22 protein-coding genes and 3 pseudogenes are annotated in these 22,828 nt (G+C 47.8%); 21 read left to right on the top strand and 4 right to left on the bottom strand.

The window, feature by feature from the left end; translation table 11 throughout:
* Positions 1-280 precede the first annotated feature (280 nt).
* The 14 genes and pseudogenes from pplA to AC07KQ_RS11060 form a co-directional block, all read left to right on the top strand.
* Positions 281-1,195 (top strand): extracellular electron transfer flavoprotein PplA, encoded by a 915-nt coding sequence (gene pplA, locus AC07KQ_RS11125; RefSeq protein ID WP_003567187.1) that lies wholly within the window; start codon positions 281-283, stop codon positions 1,193-1,195.
* 176 nt (positions 1,196-1,371) lie between these two features.
* Positions 1,372-2,439 (top strand): FAD:protein FMN transferase, encoded by a 1,068-nt coding sequence (locus tag AC07KQ_RS11120; protein ID WP_003580746.1) that lies wholly within the window; start codon positions 1,372-1,374, stop codon positions 2,437-2,439.
* 11 nt (positions 2,440-2,450) lie between these two features.
* Positions 2,451-3,389 carry a 1,4-dihydroxy-2-naphthoate polyprenyltransferase gene (locus AC07KQ_RS11115; protein ID WP_003580744.1) on the top strand — a complete coding sequence of 313 codons (939 nt, stop codon included), beginning with the start codon at positions 2,451-2,453 and terminating at the stop codon, positions 3,387-3,389.
* Complete coding sequence (locus AC07KQ_RS11110; RefSeq protein WP_003580741.1) at positions 3,386-4,345, top strand: UbiA family prenyltransferase; 960 nt, start codon at positions 3,386-3,388, stop codon at positions 4,343-4,345. Before AC07KQ_RS11115 ends, AC07KQ_RS11110 begins: the two co-directional genes overlap by 4 nt.
* Positions 4,346-4,383: 38 nt before the next feature.
* Positions 4,384-4,588, top strand: a pseudogene (locus tag AC07KQ_RS11105) (hypothetical protein).
* 126 nt (positions 4,589-4,714) lie between these two features.
* Positions 4,715-4,864 carry a 50S ribosomal protein L33 gene (gene rpmG / locus AC07KQ_RS11100; protein WP_003571356.1) on the top strand — a complete coding sequence of 50 codons (150 nt, stop codon included), beginning with the start codon at positions 4,715-4,717 and terminating at the stop codon, positions 4,862-4,864.
* 19 nt (positions 4,865-4,883) lie between these two features.
* Complete coding sequence (secE, locus tag AC07KQ_RS11095; RefSeq protein ID WP_003567177.1) at positions 4,884-5,054, top strand: preprotein translocase subunit SecE; 171 nt, start codon at positions 4,884-4,886, stop codon at positions 5,052-5,054.
* A gap of 103 nt (positions 5,055-5,157) precedes the next feature.
* Positions 5,158-5,712 (top strand): transcription termination/antitermination protein NusG, encoded by a 555-nt coding sequence (nusG, locus tag AC07KQ_RS11090; protein WP_003567176.1) that lies wholly within the window; start codon positions 5,158-5,160, stop codon positions 5,710-5,712.
* Positions 5,713-5,721: 9 nt separating this feature from the next.
* Positions 5,722-6,567 (top strand): alpha/beta fold hydrolase, encoded by an 846-nt coding sequence (locus tag AC07KQ_RS11085; protein WP_003580738.1) that lies wholly within the window; start codon positions 5,722-5,724, stop codon positions 6,565-6,567.
* Positions 6,568-6,604: 37 nt separating this feature from the next.
* On the top strand, positions 6,605-7,048 hold the full coding sequence (locus AC07KQ_RS11080) for a nucleoside 2-deoxyribosyltransferase (protein ID WP_003580735.1): 444 nt from the start codon (positions 6,605-6,607) through the stop codon (positions 7,046-7,048).
* A 191-nt stretch (positions 7,049-7,239) separates the two neighbouring features.
* Positions 7,240-9,486 (top strand): ribonucleoside-triphosphate reductase, adenosylcobalamin-dependent, encoded by a 2,247-nt coding sequence (gene nrdJ, locus AC07KQ_RS11075; RefSeq protein WP_013245995.1) that lies wholly within the window; start codon positions 7,240-7,242, stop codon positions 9,484-9,486.
* Positions 9,487-9,507: 21 nt separating this feature from the next.
* Positions 9,508-9,894, top strand: a complete 387-nt coding sequence (locus AC07KQ_RS11070; protein WP_013245994.1) for a DUF4430 domain-containing protein — start codon at positions 9,508-9,510, stop codon at positions 9,892-9,894.
* The gene (locus AC07KQ_RS11065; protein WP_003571346.1) at positions 9,891-10,463 is read left to right on the top strand and encodes an ECF transporter S component; all 573 of its coding nucleotides are present in this window, start codon (positions 9,891-9,893) and stop codon (positions 10,461-10,463) included. The genes AC07KQ_RS11070 and AC07KQ_RS11065 overlap by 4 nt, the downstream gene beginning before the upstream one ends.
* Positions 10,438-10,533 (top strand): annotated as a pseudogene (locus AC07KQ_RS11060) (cob(I)yrinic acid a,c-diamide adenosyltransferase); the annotation flags it as partial. The gene AC07KQ_RS11065 and the pseudogene AC07KQ_RS11060, both read left to right, overlap by 26 nt.
* A gap of 21 nt (positions 10,534-10,554) precedes the next feature.
* Here the strand turns inward: AC07KQ_RS11060 and AC07KQ_RS11055 are convergent.
* A complete protein-coding gene (locus tag AC07KQ_RS11055) occupies positions 10,555-11,475 on the bottom strand; it encodes an IS30 family transposase (protein ID WP_003574021.1) in 921 nt (306 codons plus the stop codon).
* Positions 11,476-11,585: 110 nt separating this feature from the next.
* Here AC07KQ_RS11055 and AC07KQ_RS11050 point away from each other — a divergent pair.
* Positions 11,586-12,029 (top strand): annotated as a pseudogene (locus tag AC07KQ_RS11050) (cob(I)yrinic acid a,c-diamide adenosyltransferase); the annotation flags it as partial.
* 88 nt (positions 12,030-12,117) lie between these two features.
* Here the strand turns inward: AC07KQ_RS11050 and AC07KQ_RS11045 are convergent.
* Together AC07KQ_RS11045 and AC07KQ_RS11040 are read right to left on the bottom strand one after the other, a co-directional pair.
* Positions 12,118-12,486, bottom strand: a complete 369-nt coding sequence (locus AC07KQ_RS11045) for an iron chaperone (protein WP_274991024.1) — start codon at positions 12,484-12,486, stop codon at positions 12,118-12,120.
* Positions 12,486-13,949, bottom strand: coding sequence for an amidase (locus AC07KQ_RS11040; protein ID WP_003571340.1), 1,464 nt, complete (start codon positions 13,947-13,949; stop codon positions 12,486-12,488). Before AC07KQ_RS11040 ends, AC07KQ_RS11045 begins: the two co-directional genes overlap by 1 nt.
* Before the next feature lie 262 nt (positions 13,950-14,211).
* Here AC07KQ_RS11040 and mgtA point away from each other — a divergent pair, with 262 nt between their 5' ends.
* The 4 genes from mgtA to AC07KQ_RS11020 all read left to right on the top strand — a co-directional run bounded on the left by mgtA (position 14,212) and on the right by AC07KQ_RS11020 (position 19,910).
* Positions 14,212-16,842: a magnesium-translocating P-type ATPase gene (gene mgtA / locus AC07KQ_RS11035; protein ID WP_274991023.1), complete on the top strand. Its 2,631-nt coding sequence runs from the start codon at positions 14,212-14,214 to the stop codon at positions 16,840-16,842.
* A gap of 292 nt (positions 16,843-17,134) precedes the next feature.
* The gene (gene rplK, locus AC07KQ_RS11030; protein ID WP_003567155.1) at positions 17,135-17,560 is read left to right on the top strand and encodes a 50S ribosomal protein L11; all 426 of its coding nucleotides are present in this window, start codon (positions 17,135-17,137) and stop codon (positions 17,558-17,560) included.
* Positions 17,561-17,659: 99 nt separating this feature from the next.
* On the top strand, positions 17,660-18,349 hold the full coding sequence (rplA, locus tag AC07KQ_RS11025) for a 50S ribosomal protein L1 (RefSeq protein WP_003567153.1): 690 nt from the start codon (positions 17,660-17,662) through the stop codon (positions 18,347-18,349).
* A gap of 187 nt (positions 18,350-18,536) precedes the next feature.
* Positions 18,537-19,910, top strand: a complete 1,374-nt coding sequence (locus AC07KQ_RS11020) for an NAD-dependent succinate-semialdehyde dehydrogenase (protein ID WP_003591597.1) — start codon at positions 18,537-18,539, stop codon at positions 19,908-19,910.
* 71 nt (positions 19,911-19,981) lie between these two features.
* Here the strand turns inward: AC07KQ_RS11020 and AC07KQ_RS11015 are convergent, their stop codons facing one another.
* On the bottom strand, positions 19,982-21,187 hold the full coding sequence (locus AC07KQ_RS11015; protein WP_003571329.1) for an MFS transporter: 1,206 nt from the start codon (positions 21,185-21,187) through the stop codon (positions 19,982-19,984).
* A 256-nt stretch (positions 21,188-21,443) separates the two neighbouring features.
* On the opposite strand from AC07KQ_RS11015, the gene AC07KQ_RS11010 reads away from it, so the two are divergent.
* The gene (locus tag AC07KQ_RS11010) at positions 21,444-21,962 is read left to right on the top strand and encodes a DUF3278 domain-containing protein (protein ID WP_003571326.1); all 519 of its coding nucleotides are present in this window, start codon (positions 21,444-21,446) and stop codon (positions 21,960-21,962) included.
* Positions 21,955-22,788 (top strand): hypothetical protein, encoded by an 834-nt coding sequence (locus AC07KQ_RS11005; protein WP_020967576.1) that lies wholly within the window; start codon positions 21,955-21,957, stop codon positions 22,786-22,788. The genes AC07KQ_RS11010 and AC07KQ_RS11005 overlap by 8 nt, the downstream gene beginning before the upstream one ends.
* The last annotated feature ends 40 nt before the right edge of the window (positions 22,789-22,828 follow it).

The raw sequence follows: 22,828 nt of genomic DNA, 5'->3' as shown, positions 1-22,828 counted from the left end.
CACTCCTTACCATTTGCTTTACCATACTATTCACAAGTATGTGTCTAAGCCATTATAGCCTTTAATTTTACTTAATGTCTAACGTTCCGGACGTCTTTTTCTAAATCCGAACATTTTTGTGTAAAAAAACACAGAAATCCGGTCTACGTCGCGATATTAGAAAATGAGAAAGCGCTTATAATACCCGTAATAAGTTGATTTTTTCTAAGTGACTAGCTAAACTAATTATGTGATTGAAAACACAATATCGCAGTAACTAACTGCAAAAGGGGTAAATGTCATGAAGTTAAGTAAAGTTGTGACGGGGACAGCCGTTGTTGCACTGTCTGCTTTAGTTTTAAGTGCATGTGGCAGCAGTAGTTCCAGCAGTAAAAATTCAACAAGCAGTAAAGCATCTAGCAGCAAAGTGGTTAAGAAATCATCATCACAGAAACAGGTTGCTGGCGGTGCACTGAAAGATGGCACCTATAAGTTGGATGAAACCGGCTATGATCATGGCTATAAAGTACAAATGGCGATGACCGTTAAAGATGGCAAGATTACTTCTACTAAATATGATTACGTCGACAAAGACGGCAAGTCCAAGACAAAGGATGCCGCTTATGAAAAGGCAATGAAGGCCAAGGTTAAAGTTGGCCCGAAGGAATACATCCCAGAATTGAACAAGTCCTTCCAAAAGAATGGAACCAACGTTGGCGCTATTGATGTTATCTCTGGTGCGACTGATTCCAGTATGACCTTTAAGAACTATGCACAGCAATTGATCCAAGCTGCACAAGCTGGCGATACAAAGACAATCGAAGTTAACAACACCGGCAAGATGCAGGACGGGACCTACACACTTGAAGAAAAGAACTACTTCAACGGTTATCGTGTCACCTTCTCCATCACAGTTAAGGATGGCAAGATCACAGAGAGCAACTACGACAACATCAACAAAGATGGCAAGTCCAAGACGCTTGATACGAAGTACGAAGCAAATATGAAGAAGGTCAACAAAGTCGGCCCTAAGGAATACATTCCTGAACTGAATAAGTCACTGGTTGCTAAACAGTCACCAGCCAAGGTTGATGTTGTTTCCGGTGCGACCCACAGTTCCGATACCTTCATCTTGTATGCTGACCAACTTGTCAATGCTGCTCAAAATGGCAACACTAACAAGATTGAAGTCGACAATATTGTTTATAACAACTAATGTGATGTCACACTTTTGTGACGTTCGGTGATGCAATCGGTCTAGTACGATTGCTCAACCAAGTAAGAACTTGTTCAGAACTTTTTTGAACAGGTTCTTTTCTTATGCCGCAAAGTCCCTATATAATGACAGAGCGCGAGCAGGTTTCAAAGTCTGCGGACGTTTGGAGGAAAATGATGAAGAAACGATTTGTAGTCGTTCTGCTGATGTTACTGGCATTAGTCGCAACGGCCTGTGCCGGCAAAACGGCAGCAAAGCGCACGTTAGTCGAAGGCGATCCGTATTCGGATACCCAGTTTCTAATGGGAACCGTGGTGACGGTGAAAATCTATGACAAGGACAAGCAAGGTGCTTTGGATGCGGCGTTTGCCCGCGTCCAACAATTGGCTGATGAGTTGACGGTCAATCAAAAAGGATCAGAGGTGGATGCGGTTAACAAAAATGCTGGCATCAAACCTGTGCACGTGACCCCCAGTGTTTATCGTGTCATCGCTGCTGCCAAACATTACAGCGAAAATTCCGAGGGTGCTTTTGATTTGGCAATCGGTCCGATTACCAGTCTCTGGCACATAGGCTTTGCGGATGCTCGAAAGCCAGCACAAAGTGAAATTGATGAGCGTCTGCCTTTGGTGCATTATCCGGATGTGGTTTTGAATGCCAAGAAGCAAACCGTTTATCTCAAGAAAAAGGGCATGGCGATTGATCTCGGCGGGATTGCAAAAGGGTTTATTACGGATGAAGTTGTTAAAACCCTCAAGGCCAAGAAAGTGACCACCGCGATCATCGACTTGGGCGGTAATATTTATGTGATGGGCAAGAGCCCAAAGAATGTGAAAAAAGATTGGAACGTCGGCATTCAAGATCCGAAGAAGCCGCGCGGGACAGCTATCGGCACACTGCCAGCTAGCAACATGACGGTCGTGACCTCTGGTATTTATGAACGGTATCTCAAGGTCGATGGGAAAATCTATATGCATTTGATGAATCCTAAAACCGGCTATCCGTTCGACAATAACTTAATGGGCGTTTCCATTGTGACCAAAAAGAGTGTCGATGGCGATGCCTTGTCAACCGCAACATTTGACAAGGGCTTAGCTGGTGGGATGGCCTATATTGAAAAGCTGAAGTATGCCGATGCTATTTTTATTACGAAAGATAAAAAGGTTTATGTCAGCTCAGGGTTGAAGGACAAGTTTAAGCTTTTGAAGGATTCAGGCTATACACTTGCGACGTTAAAAAAATAAGGGGGTAGTTTATGCCGTTGTCGGTATTTTTTGAGCTCGTTGAAATTCGCACGAAACTTGCGAGTATCTTGCCGTTTGCGATTGGCACTTTATTTGCGGTGACGTATTTTCACACTTTTAATGCCGTGAATACGATCCTGTTTTTTATGGCGATGCTGCTTTTTGACATGATGACCACTGCACTTAACAATTTGATGGATTATCGTAAGGCTAAAGATACACATTATCAAACAACCACCAATATCATTGGTCGGGCAAATTTAGCGCCCAAGCTGGTAGAAAAAATGATTATCGGTATGCTGATTGTCGCCTCATTGATCGGCTTGGTGCTGGTTTGGCGGACAGATTGGCTACTATTATTGATGGGCATGGCCTGTTTTGCCATTGGCATTTTGTATACATGGGGACCGTTACCGTTGTCACGGCTGCCGCTTGGTGAAATCTTCTCTGGTATCGTTATGGGACTGGGCATTCCAGTGATTGCCACGTATGTCAATATTGCACCGGGTCGATTGCTGGCACTGGATCTTGGGTGGCCGAATGTTGTCTTGCGCGGGGACTTTATTGCCATCATTGCATTAGGGCTGGCTTGCGTGACGCCTATGGCAACCATTGCTAATATTATGTTAGCCAATAACATGTCGGATCTTGATGAGGACCAGCGTAATCACCGGCACACTTTGCCGATGTATTTGGGTAGCTGGTGGTCGCCACGCGTGTATGCGCTGCTGGCGTATGTTGGGTTTTTAGCCATTATTTTTGGCGTCATTTTTGGTGCATTGCCAGCTTGGACGTTGGTGATAGAACTTGCTTGGCCGCTTGTGATCAAAAATGTCCACCGATTCATTCGTGACCCCAGCAAACAGCGTACTTTTCATACTGCGGTCATCAATCTCGTTATTGAAAATGGTTTACTGGTCTTGGGCTTGGGAATGGGGGCGATCCTATGAGCGAACCATATCATCGGTTAACTTGGCCACTTTTTCTGGAATTTATTCGATTACCCGCTAAGGCGGCTAGCATGTTGCCATTTGTGCTGGGCATTAGCTATGCAGGCTGGGCATTTCAGCAATTTTCATGGGTCAACAGCCTGATCTATGGGCTTGCGCAGTTAGCGATTGCCTTGTTTGTGACTGGTTTTAACAATGTTCAGGATTATTTTAAAGCCAAAGATCAAAGCTATCAGCAACGGCAAAATATTATTGGCCGTGAGCACCTGTCACCGTGGGGGATGCTCGCCTTGACCATCGTGATTTTGCTGGTGAGTGTCATATTAGGCATCATTTTGGTCATGCGCACCAACCTTAGTCTGCTCGTGATCGGCGCGATTGGTGTTGGTGTGGCTATTCTGTATACCTTTGGACCGGTTCCTTTGTCCCGCCTGCCCCTGGGTGAGTTGTTAGCCGGTTTTGTGGAAGGTTATGGTACTTTCATCATTGCTGTGCTGATCAACATGCCCGCCCCAAGTCCGCTTAATTTGATGTTGGGACGGCGCACCTTCACCTTTTCATTTGATCTAGGCTGGCTCCTGCAACTTTTACTCGCGGCTTTGCCAGTTATCATTCTAAATGCCGCCGTGATGTTTGCTGACAACATTGCCGACATGGATCAAGATATCAAAAATCAGCGCTTCACCTTGCCATACTTCCTAGGCCGCAAACGCGCCTTGCAATGGTACCGCCTCATCCCGTTCATCACTTTCGCTGCGCTGATTCTAGGTGTCCTAACCCGCGCGTTACCATTTTGGAGCCTGCTAGTGCTAGCAACTTGGCCGCTAGTACGCAATAATACTCGCCGTTACACAAGCAAGCCAAGTAAAGATAAAACCTTTATTTTCACGATTCAATCATTATTAACTGTTGGTGGTACGTTGTTGCTGACGCTGTGGTTGGGTATTCTTTTTTGACTTCTCATGGATTATTGATTGCGATTTTAAAGACCATAGTGCCAAGGCGAAGCAATCGTAGGCCAGATGGGGCTCAGCCGTGCAAACAACACAGCGACCGGGCTTTGGAGCTGATGTTGTTAGGCGACGTCGAGACCGCGGGCTTTGTGGGCTCGAAGCGCTGTCTCCGCTCTAGCTACGCGTCGCCACCCCAGCTGGCCGAAGATTGCGGAGTTTGGCACGGCAAGAAAACTTTTCGCCTAGGATCTTCCTACGATTATTCGGGATTGAATGAAGCCCAAGTTCTACGAAGAAATTATGGCTCACCCTCACTGCTTGCCATCTCCCCATAATCTTGGTAAGATATTGGACGTGACTGGAGGGAACATGATGACAGCTAAGAAAGTAGCACTTGCTTGCTCGGTTTGTGGGCAACGGAATTATTTTGTTCCCGAAAACCCAAAACGAACAGAACGATTAACCTTAAAAAAATTTTGTAAACACTGTGGCCGGGTAACGGTCCATCAAGAGACAAAGTAAACATGGAAGGAGCAGAATGATGAAATTTATCAAAAGTGTTTTCGCAGAAATGAAAGCCGTCACTTGGCCGACTGCTCGGCAAACGCGGCGTGATACCTTCACCGTCATCATGACTTCCATTATCTTTGCCATTTATTTTGCGGCAGTTGATTGGGTCATTAACATGATCTTTCAGGCTTTCCTATACTGATGCCTGACAAACCGCCAATTTTTTGGTATACTCTTGTCAGTGCAAAAACCGCCTTCGATGACGGTTTTTTATTTTGACTCAAAACACTTAAAGGAGACGCATTATGGCTGAAACAGTTACATCGGCAGAAAAACGCTGGTACGTGTTGCATACTTATTCCGGTTACGAGAATAAGGTGAAGACCAACCTTGAACAGCGGACTAGCAGTATGAACATGGACGATTATATTTTCCGTGTGGTTGTGCCTGAAGAAGAAGAACATGAACAAAAGAATGGTAAAGAGAAGATCGAAATGAAAAAGACCTTCCCTGGTTACGTGTTGGTTGAAATGGTGATGACTGATCAATCATGGTTCGTTGTTCGTAACACACCGGGTGTGACCGGCTTTGTCGGTTCTCACGGCGCTGGCTCTAAGCCTGCACCACTATTGCCTGAAGAAGTTGCCAATGTTTTGCATTCTATGGGTATGAGTACCCGTCACAATGACGTTGAATTCGATGTTGGCGAACCAGTGACGATTATTGATGGTGCCTTCACCGGTATGCACGGTAAAGTCACGGCAGTTGATAAGGAAAAGATGAAGTTGAAAGTTGTCACCGAAATGTTCGACCGCGAAGTTACCGCGGAACTGGATTTCGATCAAGTCGACAAGCTGTAGGCTTAGCTCATGAGCGGCTGGTTCTGGATCGTTGCGGCCATTGGTCTTGTCGTGGTTGTAGGCGGTCTGGCAGATTATTTGTTGCTGGCACGGCCGGGGTATCAACCGGTTCCGCTGGTGATGGATCCGGTACCTACTTTGTTTATTCCTGGGCACCTTGGCACACGCTATTCGTTTGGGCATATGCTCTGGCGGCTCCAGCGCCGTTATGGACTCAGCAAAGATGTTGTAGCGATTGTTGCGCCAGATGGCAAGGTGCATTTGCGTGGGCAGCTTAACCTAAATCATCATGCAGCAGTTCAAGTGTTGTTCACAGATAAGGCGGTGCGTCCAGCAGCTCAGTTGCATGGCTTGGAAAAGGTGATCACAGCGTTGCAAACGCAACAGGCGTTTGCAGAGGTGAACATTGTCGGCCATTCGATGGGTGGTGTCACAGCTGTCCTATATCTTTTGAGCAAGCCGACAGTGCCTGTCGCCAATCTAGTCACGATTGCTGCGCCGATGAATGATTTAGAGGTGGCGCAACGATCACCAATCTTAAATTGGCGGTTGACCCGCACCGGGCCGGAACATGCTGCACCGATTTATCAACAGTTTCAAAAGACAATTGGTAATTTACCGGCAAATCTGCGGTGGCTGAATATCGCTGGCGATTTACTAATTGGCGGCCGCCATGATGGTGAAGTGGCGATCAATAGCAGTTTTGCAATTCGCTATTTGGTCAAAGACCGCATCAAAGATTATACCGAGGTCGTGATCCGCGGCCCGCGGGCTGCACACAGCCTGTTGCATGAAAATCGGCTTGTCGATCACGACATTGTTGAATATTTATGGCAGCGGCAGCGTGATTTTTAGTGCTGCTGGTCACGTCACAAAAGTGGGAGGAAACTAAATGGCACAAATCTATGTCGCCGCACCATTCTTTGATGCGGCTCAAACAAAGCGACTTGATCAAGTCTTGGCAGCATTGCAGGTCAACAAGTCGGTGACCGGTGTTTTCTCACCCCGCGATGATACTAATAAAGCTAAATTGGAAGAAAATTCACCAGGCTGGCAGCGTCAGGTCTTTGGTGAAGACATTCAAGGCTTGCATCAGGCGACAACCATGGTGGCTATCCTAGATTATGTTGGCGATACGCCTGATCCTGGCACGGCTTTTGAAATCGGGTACGCCTATGCGCATCATATGCCGATCGTCGCCGTTCAAGTTGGCAAGATGCCAATGAACCTGATGTTAGCTGGCTCGATCACTTGTTTCGTTCAAGAAATTGCCGAGCTCAAGACGCTAGATTTAGCACATGTGCTGGTTCGACCATATGTTGGTCCGGTTTTCTAACTTGAACACATAGGAATCGTCGGAGACGTTTTTGCTCTGACGATTTTTTAATTTGCTCAGGATTTTCTGGAAAAGGCGAACGCACTGTCGGCCACCAGTTACCGTCATCTAACCAGTTGTTATTGTTAAATCTATATCTTGATATAAGCTTCATGAGGATATACCATATCTTGTATACAGGAGGTACGGATATGCAAGTTATGACGAAACCAATCACCTTGGCACCAGCTTTTATTGCCGAGGTTAAAAAAGAAATAAAACCACATTGGGGTGAACTTGGCTGGGTCACTTATAAACGTACTTATGCTCGGTGGCTGCCAGATGCTCAACGCACTGAAAACTGGGACGAAACCGTCAAGCGCGTGGTTGAAGGTAACATTAACCTTGATCCGCGCCTACATACAGCGAATCCTGATCCCAAGGTCGTTGAAACATTGCAAAAAGAAGCACGGAATCTTTTTAAACTGATTTATGGTTTGGCGGGCACACCTTCAGGCCGTAATTTGTGGATTTCCGGAACAGATTATCAAAAGCGCAATGGCGATGCCTTGAACAATTGCTGGTTCATCGCCATTCGCCCGCAACCTTATGGCCAATCACACATTGTGCCTGAAGATTATCCCGCCTCGCAGCCGGCTGTGTCGATGCCATACTCCTTCATGTTTGATGAACTGATGAAGGGCGGCGGCGTTGGGTTTTCGGTGACAAAGGATAATATTGCAAAGCTGCCACCTGTTGCGACCAAGCTTGAGTTGACGGTTGTGATTGGCCGCAATAGCGCGAGTTATGCTGATTCTTTGAAAATGGGTGCGGTTGACCGTGACGAGTGGGAAAAAGCACATGCCGGTGAACAGGCTGATCATTGTGCCTTGCCAGATACGCGAGAAGGTTGGGTGTTAGCCAACGCGAAAGTGATCGACCATCATTTTGCCGCGACTAATCCAAGCGGTCAGACAAAACTGGTTTTAGATATCACCAACATTCGGCCAAAGGGTGCACGAATTCACGGTTTTGGCGGTACTGCCTCTGGACCGATGCCATTGATTGAGATGTTATTGGATATCAATAAGTTGCTCAATGCTCGCGTTGGCCAACACTTGACGGCGGTGGATGCGACTGATATTGGTAATTTGATCGGTAAAACAGTCGTTGCTGGCAATGTTCGGCGCTCCGCTGAAATGTCACTCGGCTCAGCAGACGATGACGATTTTATCACGATGAAGCAGGATCAAAAGCAGCTTTATCATCATCGTTGGGCGTCGAACAATAGTGTTGCGATCAATACACAATTCGATGCTTACTCGCCGATTGCCCACGCCATTGCCAAAAATGGCGAACCGGGGATTGTGAATCTTGAACTGTCACGGCGGTTTGGTCGGATTGCTGATGGCGAAAATGCGGAAAATGATCCTGATGTTGAGGGTACCAACCCTTGTGGTGAGATTTCCTTGGCCAATGGAGAACCTTGCAATCTGTTTGAAGTCTTTCCAGTTGTTGCAGTTGAGCAAGGATGGAAGCTGAAACAGGCCTTCACATTGGCAGCACGATTCGCCAAGCGGGTGACCTTTAGTCATTATGACTGGCAGGTTTCGCGTGATATCATCAAGAAGAATCGGCGTATCGGTGTTTCCATGTCTGGTATTCAAGACTGGTTCCTGAATGACTTTGGCCGGCGGGTTGTGAGCGGGTTTGAGTCAGTCGTTGATCCGCAAACTGGCAAAATGGTCCAGAAACCGATTTACGATCCGGAAATTAAACAAGCCGTTGATGGCTTGTATCACACTGTGGTCAATGCCGATCAGGCTTACTCAGATGCTTTGGGCTGCGAACCGTCGCGAAAACATACAACGGTTAAACCTTCAGGGACGGTGGCGAAACTTGCCGGCGTTTCAGAAGGGATGCATTTCCATTATGCTGGTTATCTGATTCAGCGCATTCGGTTCCAAGGCAACGATCCGTTGTTGCCAGCTCTGCAGGCATGCGGTTATCACATTGAACCAGATGTTTACACGAAAGGCACGATGGTGGTTGAATTCCCAATTCGCGCCGCCCACGCTGATGATCCTGCCTTTGCCTCAGCCGGAACGGTGTCAATTGCTGAACAGATTGCCACGCAAGCATTTTTGCAGACGTACTGGTCTGACAACGCGGTCAGTTGCACGGTCACCTTCCAACCAAAAGAAGCCGATCAAATTGCTGGTTTGCTTTTTCAGTTTCGCCATGTCATTAAGTCGACGTCGATGTTGCCCTACGTAGGTGCTGGTTTCAAACAGGCACCTAAGGAACCCATTGATGTCAAAACTTACAAGCAAAAATGTGCCGCAATTCATGGTTCCGTTGCAGCTGTCTTTGCGGTTCAAAACGCGGATCATGATCAAAAGGACCTTGAGCTCGTTGATCAAACCGATTGTGCCGGTGGCGCTTGCCCAATTAAATAAAAAAGTGTGGAGGAGTTTATTTTGAAAAAAGTTTTACGTTCATTAGTGGTCTTTTTCGTTGCAATGTTTGTGCTGGCAGGGTGCAGCAGTTCTGGAAATGCGGCCAAAAGCAGCAGCAAGTCTAACCAGATTGTAGTGACTTATCAGTTGAAACAAAATGGCAAGGCTTTTGCCAAGAAAACGATTGAGCAGCCTAAAAAGTCGGTTGTCATGACTGGCTTGAAAAAAGGCTGGACAGTGAAGGCTTCTAAAGGTTTTATTACCGAAATTGCTGGCAAAAAGCAAAATGTTGCCAAAAAGACTTACTGGCTCTACACGATTAATGGCAAGATGCCCCAAAAAGGAGCGACAGAACAACCGGTCAAGAATCACGATAAAGTGGTGTTTGACCTGAGTGTCACCAAATGAAGCCGCAGCCATCAGTAACAAAGCCATCGCCTGTTCGGGCGGTGGCTTTGCTTGGTCTATTGACCGCTTTATGTACGGTTTTGCGGATTGTTAAAGTCCCTATTCCGAATGTGCAGCCTGTCACTGATATTTTAATGATTGTTACGCTGTTGCTCGGCTTTCGCTGGGGCTTCAGTTTGACCATGAGCACCTTGATCGTGTCCAATTTATTTCTTGGCTTTGGACTCTGGACACTGCCGCAGATTGTCGCTTATGCGTGCTGCATGGTAATTGTGATTGTTATGGTAACTATTTTGCCAGTTATTCGTCGCCGAATTTGGCTGCAAATCGGTCTTGCCGGCTTGCTAGGGTATCTATACGGCTTCATTGTCAGTTTAGGCATGGCGGTGATTGGCAGTTTGAATGGTCTCGGCTTTTGGGCGTACTATGTGAGTGGGTTACCGTTTGACACGTATCATGCCATCGGTAATCTAGTTTTTTACCCGATCGTACTCGCCATTTTACGGCAGGGCTTGCAACGTTTTGATCGAGGAGGCGCACATTTTGAAACTTTACACAAAAGTCGGTGACCATGGTGCCACTAAACAGATTAACGGGAAAAAGGTACCGAAGTTTTCTCCGCAGATTGTTGCATTAGGTGCCTAGATTGCAATAATAAAGTTACCACCTAGAAAGAGGCTTGCTCACTGCTTGAACTGGGGTTTGCCAACGGAGACATTTTCTAGGTTTGTTATTGATAAGCGCTGTGGCTTGTTGAATATCGGTCTCTGAAACCTGATCAAACTGTGTTCCCTTCGGGAAATAGTAGCGAAGTTCTCGATTGAACCGTTCATTTGTGCCCCGTTCATTCGGGTGATAGGCGTGGCAAAAGTAAACCGGTATCCGATAGCGCTTTGTAAGCGCCTGATCGCAGGAAAACTCTTTACCGTGATCAACCGTCACTGATCGAACCGGACCCGGAAAGTCCACCATCAGTCTTGCAAATCCCTTGAGAACAGCATTTTGTGATAAGTTTTCAAGCTTAGTTGTCGCCATTAAACGTGTCACCCGATCGACAATGGTCAAAACAGCAGCCTTTGACCCGCGACCACCGCGAACTGTATCCATCTCTAAATGTCCTTTTTCGGTTCGCCGATTAGCTGACTCACTGCGAATCTCAATTGAGGTGCCTACTGCTTGGTTATAGCGCGACCGAAGGTCTTGTCTTCTTTTATGACGTTTACCGTGATCAAAGAGTTGGCTTGGCTGAAAATCGACTTGTCTTTGATAAATCCAGTGGTAAATCGTGTGTGGCGCACAGTGAACGGCATAACCGACCATTTCAGGGGACCAACCTAGGTTTAGCTTCTCAGTTACCATCCGCTTCAACTTAGGCGTTAAAATCGAGTGCCGACCACAACGATGCCGACAAGTATCGGCATGATCCTGAGCTATAATGGCGCAGTAATCACCTTCAGGGCAACGGTGAAGCTCATGCCTAATAGAAATACGAGAGCGGCCTAAGGTCGCGGCGATGTATTGAATCGTGTGGTGTTGCATCAGTTCTATCTGAGATCGTTCAATTAAGGTTATAATGGCCATGGGACCTGTCCTTCTCTCTAGATGGTATGTTATGCAAACACCATTTTAGCAAGAACGGACAGGTCTTTTTTCACATTTTCTGGGTGGTAACTTTAATTATGCAATCTAGGGGTGATTTAGACGAGCTTGATTCATGGCTGGGCTATGTTGCCTCGCAGGCCAAAGCCACGCCTGGTTTTGACTGGTTGGCCGAAGATCTCGAAGCTCGGCAGCGCGAGTTGTACGAGCTATTGGCCGATGTTGCGGTGCCCCGACACCAAACGATTACCGCTGATCACGTACAGGGATTGGAAGCCGCGATTGATAAAATGATGGCAGTGGTTCCGAAGATCACAGCATTTGTACTACCTGGCGGCCATCCGCTGGCGGCAGCCTTACAATATGGTCGAGCAGTAGCCCGCCGCGCCGAGCGATCATTGGATCAGCTGGATGCTGAGAGTCAACCGCTTGATTCCGTGATCTTACAATACAGCAATCGCTTGTCCGACTATCTGTTCGCACTGGCGCGGTACGTGAACTATAGAGCCGGAGTGGATGAGGTAAAAAGCAAGTGAGGTGCAAAATAAAAAGCCTTGATTCGAGGATAGCAAACGTTAGATACTATCGGATTCAAGGCTTTTTGTTTTCCGAAAAATGTCACGCCTATCGCTGCCAAAAAGTAGTCGCATCTTTCTTTTGGTCAATCGTGTAGGCGATGAGGTCGCGGATCAACTGGTCGTCTAGTGGTTTGTGCCATGGAAAGCGAATGATTTGGCTATGGTCGTAACCGGCTTTGTCGATTTGCGGGATGAAACGCGTCATGGTTTGTGGTTCGATGGCCACAGCAAGGTGCTTTTTGGACGGATTAAAGCCCATAATAAACGTACCATGGTCAGTGAACATGGGCTGATTCCACTTGAATTCGAGCTTGAGTTGCGGGAATTGTGCCTGAATGTTAGCAAAAAGTGATTCGACTCGGGTTAAATCATCAGGCGTGGGGATGCGTTGGTACCATTCAGCAAGTGAGCCCATTAGATCTTCTCCTTTAGCGATGCAGGTAACAATTTCAACAAGCCTTGTTGTTCAAACCAGTAGCCGATGCGCAGGAGCTGATCTTCACGGCCTTTGGCGGCGGTGAATTGGATGCCCAGTGGTAAGCCTTCAGGTGAGATGGCGGTCGGCAAGCTGATTGCGGGCGCACCGGTTAGATTGGCTTGCTGCGTGAATGGCGAATATTCAAGACTGGGTTCAAAAAGATCCCAAATCAGCGCTTGTTGTTCCTGCGGTGCCAGCTCAGCGGCGTGTTGCATTTTAGCAACGATGGCCGGCGATTGTAAAACGGCATCGATGCGGGGCGCTGTTTTGGCTGTTGTTGGACTCAGCAGCAAGTCGTAGCTCTCATGAAAATGGTTGTATGCTTCTGCGGCGCGATCCCACGCACCAAGTGAGAGACTGTAGTCTGCTGCAGAGGTGTGCAAGCCGGCCTGATAGATCACCCAAGTTATCAACTCCATGTCGGCAGCGGTGGCCTGCTTGCCAGTTTGGGCGGCAAATGCCTGAAACATGGCCGCAGTTTCGCCGCCGTTCATCATGTAGTACGCCTTCATTAAAGCAGTACCGTCAACATCAGGGGCAGCCGCAACGACTTGGTGTCCTGCTGCTCGCAACGCATCCGCCGCGGTTTCGACGGCTTTAACAGCGGTGTCACTGACAGGGGTGCCAACAGGCGATGTTGTGGTGTAAGCAATCTTCAGTGGTCGTGTATCGCCAACGAGATCTAAGCGTAATGGGGGCGCGATGAAAGGAGCAGCTAGCTGGGTTGTGGCAAGCCCACGAAGTAGCGCTGCTGTATCGGCCATGGTTTTCGTCAAGGCGAAGTTGATGGATGCTCCTTGCCAGCCACGCCACTCACCAGGTCCGGTTGGCACGCGGCCACGGGTTGGCTTCAAACCGATCAAGCCGGAAAAAGAAGCGGGAATGCGGATCGAACCGCCACCATCAGAACCGGTTGCCAGCGGACTAATACCTGAAGCCACAACTGCTGCTGCGCCACCGGAAGAGCCACCTGGCGAATAGTCGCGGTTCCACGGATTACGGGCGGGGCCATAAAGTTCTGCGTCTGTGATGTTTTTAAAACCAAATTCCGGTACATTACTTTGACCAACGATGATGAAGCCTAGCCGTTGCAAGGCCTTAACAAAGTTATTGGTGTGTTCGGACTTGGCTTTGGCGAAGAAGCGACTGCCAAAAGTTGCTGGAGCGCCAGCAAAGTCTTGACCCAAGCCTTTCAGGATCAACGGCACGCCGAAAAACGGTTGACCGTGATCTTCCAGTTGATTGGCGTCCTGCTTGGCTGCTTCAAAACGGGTCCAGGTAATGGCATTGAGCGCTGGGTTTAATGCCGTCATTTTCTCACGAGTACTATCAATCAATTCTTCTGGAGACAGCACCCCGGCGCGAATAGCAGCGGCTTGATCAAGTGCAGATTTTTGCATCGTGAACCTCCCCTTTAAAAATTTTTAGGCTTTCCTTACTATGGTTATCTTTGACAACTATCTTACATTCACGGTAACCTTTTGTTAAAGTTAATTGCCCGCACGCTTACACGTTTGGGGGATACTTAAGCGCATATGCTAGCACGTTCAACAACCTCATCATACATGATCACGGAAAGAATGGGTGTATCAAGCTCATTTTTCTATTGTCCTCATGGTGGCGGTTTCTTGGCCTGCCAGCGTATCTTATAGGAGAATAAGCATGCTAAAGAAGACGATGTCGGGGCATGGCGCCTCGACCCAAGAAAAAACGGCAGCATTGACGCGCTACAGTCAAATGAGCGATCAAGCAGTCTACCAAGCATTGAAAACCAATCCAGATGGTTTGAGCAGTACCGAAGCTGCGGATCGCTTAGAAGCAGTCGGCGCGAATACTGTTGTGACCCAACATCCGCGCCCATGGTATTTGATTTTACTTTCGGCTTTTAATGAACCTTTTGTCTGGGTGTTGGTCTTTTTGGTGGCAGTATCGACTGCGACAGCTGACTATGATGGCGCGATGATGATGAGTCTGATGATTGTGCTGTCGGTGACGATTCATTTTTGGCAAGAATACCGCTCTCAAAAAGCTAGCCATGCCTTGGCTGCCTTGATTGCGAACACAACAGCGGTGACGCGTGATGGTCAGACGCAGGAACGGCCGATGGATGACGTCGTGCCAGGGGATGTCGTTCAGCTTGCCACTGGGGATATGATCCCGGCCGATGCCTATTTAGTGGCCACCCACGATCTATTTATTAACCAGTCTTCGTTCACCGGCGAAGCGATGCCAGTGGAAAAGCGCGCTGAAGTCTACGAACAGGATGCTGATATTAGTGTCTTTGACTATCCTAATTTAGTTTTTATGGGCACAGACGTTATTTCCGGTTCTGGGACTGCGGTTATTTTGAAGACTGGGGATGCGACGTACTTTGGTGATATGGCCAGTCAGATTAGCGGCAAAACGGATCCGACCAGTTTTGAGCGCGGTATGCGAGCCATCAGTCGGTTGTTGATCGGGATGATGCTCGTGCTCGTACCAGTCGTATTTGTCATCAATGGCGTGACGAAGCAGGATTGGTCACAAGCTTTCTACTTCGCAATAGCAGTGGCCGTTGGACTCACGCCGGAAATGTTGCCAATGATTGTCAACAGCAACTTAGCAAAAGGCGCCTTGGCGATGTCGAAGCGGAAAGTAATCGTTAAAAGACTACATGCCATTCAAAATTTGGGCGCCATTGATACGCTTTTTACCGATAAAACTGGCACGATCACTGAGGACCGGGTTGTGGTGATGCGGTATGTGGATGCCACCGGCAAAACCGATCCAGCAGTGCTGCGGTTGGCTTATATGAATGCTAATTATCAAACCGGTTGGCACAATCTCATGGATACAGCCGTGGTTGATTATGTGAAAGAACATCACGACGAAATTGTGGACTTGCCAGCGGGATTAGAAAAAATTGATGAAATTCCGTTTGATTTTGAACGCCGGCGACTGACAGTGGTGGTAGCCAATCACGACCACCAATGGATGATCACAAAAGGTGCCTTTGAAGAAATGTTGGCGGTCTGTGATCAGGTTCAGCTTCATGGTGAGATCCTACCGTTAACTGACGAACGCAAACGTCAGCTTGAGCAAACCAATGCCATGATGAGTGGGCAAGGCATGCGCATGATTGTGGTTGCCTATCGTACGGATGTCCATGAACAACGCATTTACACGACTGATGATGAGCAACATATGGTCATGGCAGGCTTTTTAGGCTTTCTCGATCCCGCCAAGCCAGACGCCAAAGAAGCGGTCAGCTTGCTGCATGCCCATGGTGTTCGGGTGAAAGTGCTGACAGGTGACAATGCGATCATCACGCAACACGTAGCCGAAGAAGTCGGGATTCCTGAGCAAGCAGTGATCAGCGGCAATGAAGTGGATGCCATGACCGATAATGATTTGCTCGAAGCTGTTGAAACCACTGATCTTTTCGTGAAACTGAGTCCGATGCAGAAAGCCCGCATCATCAAAACAACTCAAGGGGCTGGGCATACGGTAGGGTATATGGGTGACGGCATCAATGACACCGCCGCTTTGCGTGAAGCCGATGTCGGTATCAGCGTCGATACCGCGGCGGATATTACCAAGGATGTCAGTGGCATTATTTTGCTTGAAAAGAGTCTGCTGGTGTTGGAAGACGGTATTGTTGAGGGTCGTCGCGTTTATGCTAATGCCATGAAGTACATTAAAATGACGATCGCCTCTAACTTTGGGAACGCGTTTTCCGTACTTATTGCCAGCATTTTCTTGCCATTTTTACCTATGCTGTCCATCCAACTGTTGCTTCAAAACCTGATTTATGACACCTCGCAAATGACCATTCCTTGGGACAATGTCGATGATGACACGCTCGCGAAGCCGACACCATGGCGGGCCGATGGTCTACTGCGCTATGCCCTGACGTTTGGACCACTAAGCTCGATTTTCGATATTACCACCTTCCTGTTCTTATGGTTCGGACTGGGCGTTGGCGCACATGCCGCGAGTTTACCTGCAGAACACATGTTTCAGGCAGGTTGGTTTGTGGTTGGACTCTGCACACAATCATTGGTCATTCATGTCCTGCGTACCCGTAAAGTACCATTCTGGCGCGCCCCAGCCTCAGCTATCGTGATTCTCTCCACTATGATGGCGCTATTAGTCGGCCTCTTCCTGATCCTATCCCCGCTCCACAAAGCCTTCGACTTCAGCATCCTCCCAGCAGCTTACTGGCCAGGCGCCGTCATCATTGTCTTAGTCTATCTGGGGATGGTCGAATGGACAAAAGCGGGTTACCTCAAACGTGGACGGCCATGGCTGTGAACGTGCGCGAGTTCAAAACTGTGCCTACAGCTCTAGCTTCGCGGTCGCCAGTCCTCGCCGCTATGTGGCCGCTCGGAATGTCAGAAACAAACCGCACAAAATAGAATTATTAACAAGAATGTGTTTGTTATCGTTGGAATGTGAGTCCTACTGGTTCACGTGCTTTTACGAGTTTAACTTGTGTTTTACCCCGTAAAATGATAATCTATTCAAGTATGTTTTCAGCATACGCGTGGGAGGCCAAAACTTCTGGCCATCATAACCACATCACGGACTTAAGGAGGTATGTCTCGTGGCTAAAAAAGTAGCAAACATTGTCAAACTCCAAATTCCTGCTGGGAAAGCAACCCCAGCTCCTCCGGTTGGCCCTGCTCTTGGGCAAGCCGGTATCAATATTATGGGGTTCACTAAGGATTTCAATGCACGTACGGCTGATCAGGCCGGCATGATTATCCCAGTTGTGATCACTGTGTACGAAGATCGTTCATTCGATTTCGTCACCAAGACCCCACCGGCTGCTGTTCTTTTGAAGAAGGCTGCTGGTGTTGAACACGGTTCCGGCGAACCAAACACCAAAAAGGTTGCTAAGGTAACCAAGGATCAGGTCAAGGAAATCGCCGAAACAAAGATGCAAGACCTTAACGCTGCCGATGTTGAAGCGGCTATGCGCATGGTTGAAGGAACAGCTCGTTCCATGGGCTTCGAAGTCGAAGGCTAAGACGCACTGTTCGGATTCTCAGTGAAAGCTGAGCGAATCAGGTGGAAGGGAGAAAAACTTATCTCCCAGTGACCACATTTGCAAGGAGGAAAACCCAGAATGGCTAAAAAAGGTAAAAAGTATTTAGAGGCTGCTAAGGCCGTTGACCCGACCAAGCAGTACACCCCTGAAGAAGCGGTGGACTTGCTTAAGAAAATCGACTTTGCTAAGTTCGATGAAACCGTTGAAGTTGCTTATCGCTTGAACGTTGATCCAAAGCAGGCTGATCAGCAGATTCGTGGCGCCGTTGTGCTGCCAAACGGAACTGGTAAAACTGCTAAGGTGATCGTTTTTGCACAAGGCGACCAAGCCAAGGCTGCTGAAGACGCAGGCGCTGACATCGTTGGTGCTGAAGACTTAGTTCAGAAGATCCAAGACGGCTGGTTGGACTTTGACGTTGCCGTTGCAACACCGCCAATGATGGCTCAAGTTGGTCGTTTAGGCCGTGTCCTTGGGCCAAAAGGCTTAATGCCAAACCCTAAGACTGGCACAGTTACGATGGACACTGCTAAAGCAGTTAAGGACATCAAGGCTGGGCAGGTTGCTTACCGTGTTGACAAGGCTGGTATCATCCATGCCCCAATCGGTAAGAAGAGCTTCGATGCTGACAAGCTGCTTGAGAACTTCAAAGCAATGAATGATATTGTCTTGAAAGCTCGTCCAGCAAGCACGAAGGGGATTTACATCAAGAGCTTGGCGCTGACTGCTACCATGGCACCCGGCATCAAGGTTAACCCTTCAGACTTCTAATCTGAATCTAGCACGACATGAAGATCCGCACTCACTGCGGGTCTTTTTTTGATCCGATGTATCAAAAGATATAGACCAATTGCTGTGTGGACGTTATTAAAAGCCAGTAAATTAATTTGCTAAAGTTGGCATATGAGGCGTGAATAAGCTATGATTAAGTAAGTATATGAAGGGAGCGTTTTCAATTATGGCTTATCAGACCATTGATCCGAACACGAATACCTTAGAAAAAACATACTCAAATACCACACCGACGCAAATTAGCGAGATGTTGGCAACTGGGCACGCTTTTTACAAGCAGGAGCGGAACGTCAATCCAGCAACGCGTGCAGCAACATTACATGCAGTTGCTGCCTATTTCCGCAATAACGCTGACGAAATGGCAGCGATTATTACGCGAGAAATGGGTAAGCGCACGGAAGAAGCACTTTTTGAAGTGGAACTCTGTGCTGAGATTGCGGACATGTATGCTGATCGGGCGCCGGCTTTGTTGCAGCCGCAACCGATCAACAGTACTGCTGGTGCTGTTGTGATTAACCATCTTGCAAGCGGGATTGTTTTTGGGGTTGAACCATGGAATTTCCCTTATTATCAATTGATGCGCGTGTTTGCACCGAACTTTATGGTTGGTAATGCAGTCATCATCAAACCATCGAGCAATGTGCCAGCTAGTGGGCTTGAATTTGAAAAGGCTGTACTGGGTGGCGGTGCTGATAAGGGCGCCTTCCAAATTGCCTTGATTGGCCATGCGGATAGTGAAACATTCATTAAAGATCCGCGGGTTGCTGGGGTCTGCCTGACTGGTTCAGAGCGAGCAGGTTCGCAAGTGGCAGCACTTGCTGGCAAATATCTGAAGAAGTCGTTGCTGGAACTTGGCGGAATGGATGCCTTCTTGGTACTTGACGGGGCCGATCTTGATACTGTGATTCCTGAAGCTATCAAGACGCGGTTAATGAATTGCGGCCAAGTCTGCACCAGTTCGAAACGGTTCATTGTTTTAGATAAATATTACGATGATTTTGTGGCCGGTTTGAAGAAAGGCTTTGAGAATCTTAAAATTGGCGATCCGAGTGATCCCACAGTTAATGTTGGCCCGATGACCAGCCAAAAGGCGAAGGACAAGTTGCAGAAGCAAGTTGACGAAGCTATTGCTCACGGTGCTAAAGTGGTTTATGGCAATACCCCGGTTGATTTGCCAGGCGCTTTCTTCCAGCCAACTATTTTGACTGACATTGATCAGGACAATCCGGCTTATCGTACCGAGTTGTTTGGACCAGTTGCCTGCGTTTACAAGGTTCACAGTGAAGATGAAGCGGTTGAACTGGCCAATGATGTGCCTTATGGCTTGGGTGGCGCAGTCTTTGCGGGTGACACTAATCACGCAGCAGAAGTCGCAGCGCGGATTGAAACCGGCATGGTTGGTGCCAATCAAAGCCAAAACTATAATGCTGAATTGCCATTCGGCGGTGTGAAGAACTCCGGCTATGGACGTGAACTTGGCGATCTCGGGTTATTCACGTTTGTTAATGAACAAACGGTTACGCGCGCATTACGGCGTTAACTTCAGTAAAAAAGCCTTGCAGTCTGCGGGAATTCTCGCAAATTACAAGGCTTTTTTGTTGTCTGTTGAGACTATTCAAGCGTGTCGGCAAGTTTCACGCCCATGGTTTCTTGGCCGAGGAAGACAATTGCTAGGACTGCTATGAGGATGGCGGCGGTGAAAATGCTAAAGATGCCGCCAACTGACCAGTGTGATCCCAAAAGATGACCGACCAACAACGGTCCAACCACACCACCGATGCGGCCGATACCGGCGGCCATACCGGAACCACTGCTGCGGACAACAGTTGGGTATTGTTCAGGAGAATACGCGTATAACGCGCCCCAAGCTCCGAGATTGAAGAAGGAGAGCAGCATGCCGGCAGTCAGTAGCATTGGCAAACCGGTGGCTAGGCCAAAGCCTAATGCGCTGGCGGCTGTGCCTAGCAGAAACAGACTCAGCACCATTTTCCGTCCCCATTTTTCAATTAACCAAGCAGCGACGAAATAGCCAGGCAACTGCGCAAGCGTCATGATTAAGACGTAACCAAAACTATTAATCAGACTAAATCCTTTGAGTACCATGACACTTGGCAGCCAAAGAAACATGCCATAGTAAGAGAAGACTACCATGAACCAGACGATCCACAGCATCAAGGTTGCGCGAACATAAGGCGGGCGCCAAAGGGTTCTGAGGGTTTTGAGCAAGCCGGGCCGCGCCACTTTTTTAAAGACATGCGATTCGTTGATGCCTTCACGAAAATAAAACGCATAGAGTCCGGCTAAACCAGTGGCAAAGACGGCCACGCGCCAGCCCCAGATTGGCATAATGAAGTAAGAAATAATGGCTGCTAACAGCCAACCAGCAGCCCAGAAACTTTCCAACAGGACAACACTACGACCACGTTTTTCAACTGGCACACTTTCTGAAACCAAGGTTGATGCCACTGGCAGCTCGCCACCGAGGCCTGCGCCGATGATGAATCGCAAACCAAGAAAAATGCCGTAACTTGTGGCGAAGGCAGAAATGCCGCTGCCAATTGAAAAAACTAGCAAAGTAAGAATCAAGATCGCTTTACGGCCAAAACGGTCGGCCATCATCCCGAACAAAATGGCACCAACGGCCATCCCGATTGAACTGACACTACCAATCCAGCCCATTTGCACCGTACTTAATTGCCATTCGCTATGTAAGGCTGCAATGACGAAACTTAACATGCCAACATCCATGGCATCAAACAGCCATGCAACGCCGATGCCAATTATCAGCCGCGTATGGCCGGACGGTTTTTTTGACATTTTCGCGCCTCCTTTAATGGAGCCTGGGGTGTCTTGACACCCTAGGCTTGTTTACTATTTCACCAAAAACAAACCGTGATGTCAATGAAAATTTCAATATTTTGACAACTGGAACAGACACAGAGATTTTTCCTTGATGAATCGTAGTTTATTGTCACGGAAAAATTTTTTAAAGGCGCGTGATTCATGAAAAAGGCATTGGCGATCCGTGTTAAGATTGGAACATTGTTTAATTAATAAATAGAAGAGGGTTCCTATGAAGAAAATCACAGAATGGTATTATGGCATTTCACTCAAAGATCGATTTAAACAACGCACCTATGACGCTATCATGGGGCGCAATATGCTGACCGCTGAATTGATGTTGCTGATTGCAACGATAATCGCTATTTTTATTGACGCTAATAGTCTGAAAATGATTAGTGCCGGGACATGGATTTTGTTAATTGTGACGATCGTGATTAACCTGATGAATGAAATCACGCTGCGGCATTATCGACTGCATGTGATTGAAGCAGATACGCCGGAGGAATATCGCCGGTATGAATGGCTGGCGGTGGTGCGTGGTGTGCTCTCAGCGGTGTTAATGGGCGTGTTTATTTTTGCTTTTGAGATGGCTTACGAAGCGGCCATGGATATGAATCCATTACCGCAATATTATTTTGCCAATCATTTGTGGATCGGATTCATTTTCCCAATCGTCTACGGTGCCAGTCGTTATGCTTATTCGTTAACCCGACTGCATGGCACATGGCAAGGCAAGAAGGATGCGTGAGGACAGGACGCTTACTGGTCGCAAGGTGACACTGACGATGCTTCAACCTTTCTTGGCATCAGCTGATACGTTCACACAGCAACATTTTGCTAATCGTCATGCGATTTTACTAAAATATCCGCAAAGCAGTGCTGTGACGTTTGCTGCAGCAGTATGGGAGAATTCATTTCATGCCAATGCGCTGTATTTTGATGTGGTGGGTGATGTTGCGTGGTTGCCGCAATTGCTTGAAGATTTGCGGCAATTGGCCGATCATCATGATCGGCTGCAGTACAGCAGTTATGCTGCCCAATCAGCAGTTATCACGCAACTGCAGGCGAAGCATTTCAGGGTCTTTCGTCGTACGGCAATGAGTGACTATCGGAAAGTTGTCGCTACCCCAGAGGCCGATGTTCGGTCACGGTCCCAGTTGACGTCGGCACAGTGGCATGACGTAGTGCAAATGAGTTTTGCAAACTATGTTGCTGCTCATGCAGATAATCCGGTGACCTTTAACCATGCAACCTTTGAACAACAATTGGCTGAAGCTGAGGACACTCAACCAAGTTTCTTAGTCGAAAACCAGCAAGTGCAGGCATATGTCTTTTGGTTTGAAGATGAACCGGGAGCATTAACCAGTGCATGGTTAGGCGGCCAACAGTTTGCTGACATTCGTCGCTTATTGCAAACGGCATTGTTTCAAGTTCAGGCGCGCTATTCAGTGGTGAATGGTGAATTTGATGATACAGATATTCATGCGTGGACTGTGTATCAACAGTTAGCTCTCCCAGACCCAAAACCATTGATCAGTTGGCAGCTATTGCTTGATGCCACGCGGATGCAGTGATTTAATTTAGACAATAAAAAAACCGATCTGCCCACGCAGG

The sequence above is a fragment of the Lacticaseibacillus sp. YLM2-1 genome (genome assembly GCF_056583465.1).
The sequence above is the reverse complement of the archived record's forward strand: the minus strand, read 5'-3'. Positions and strand labels throughout refer to the sequence as shown.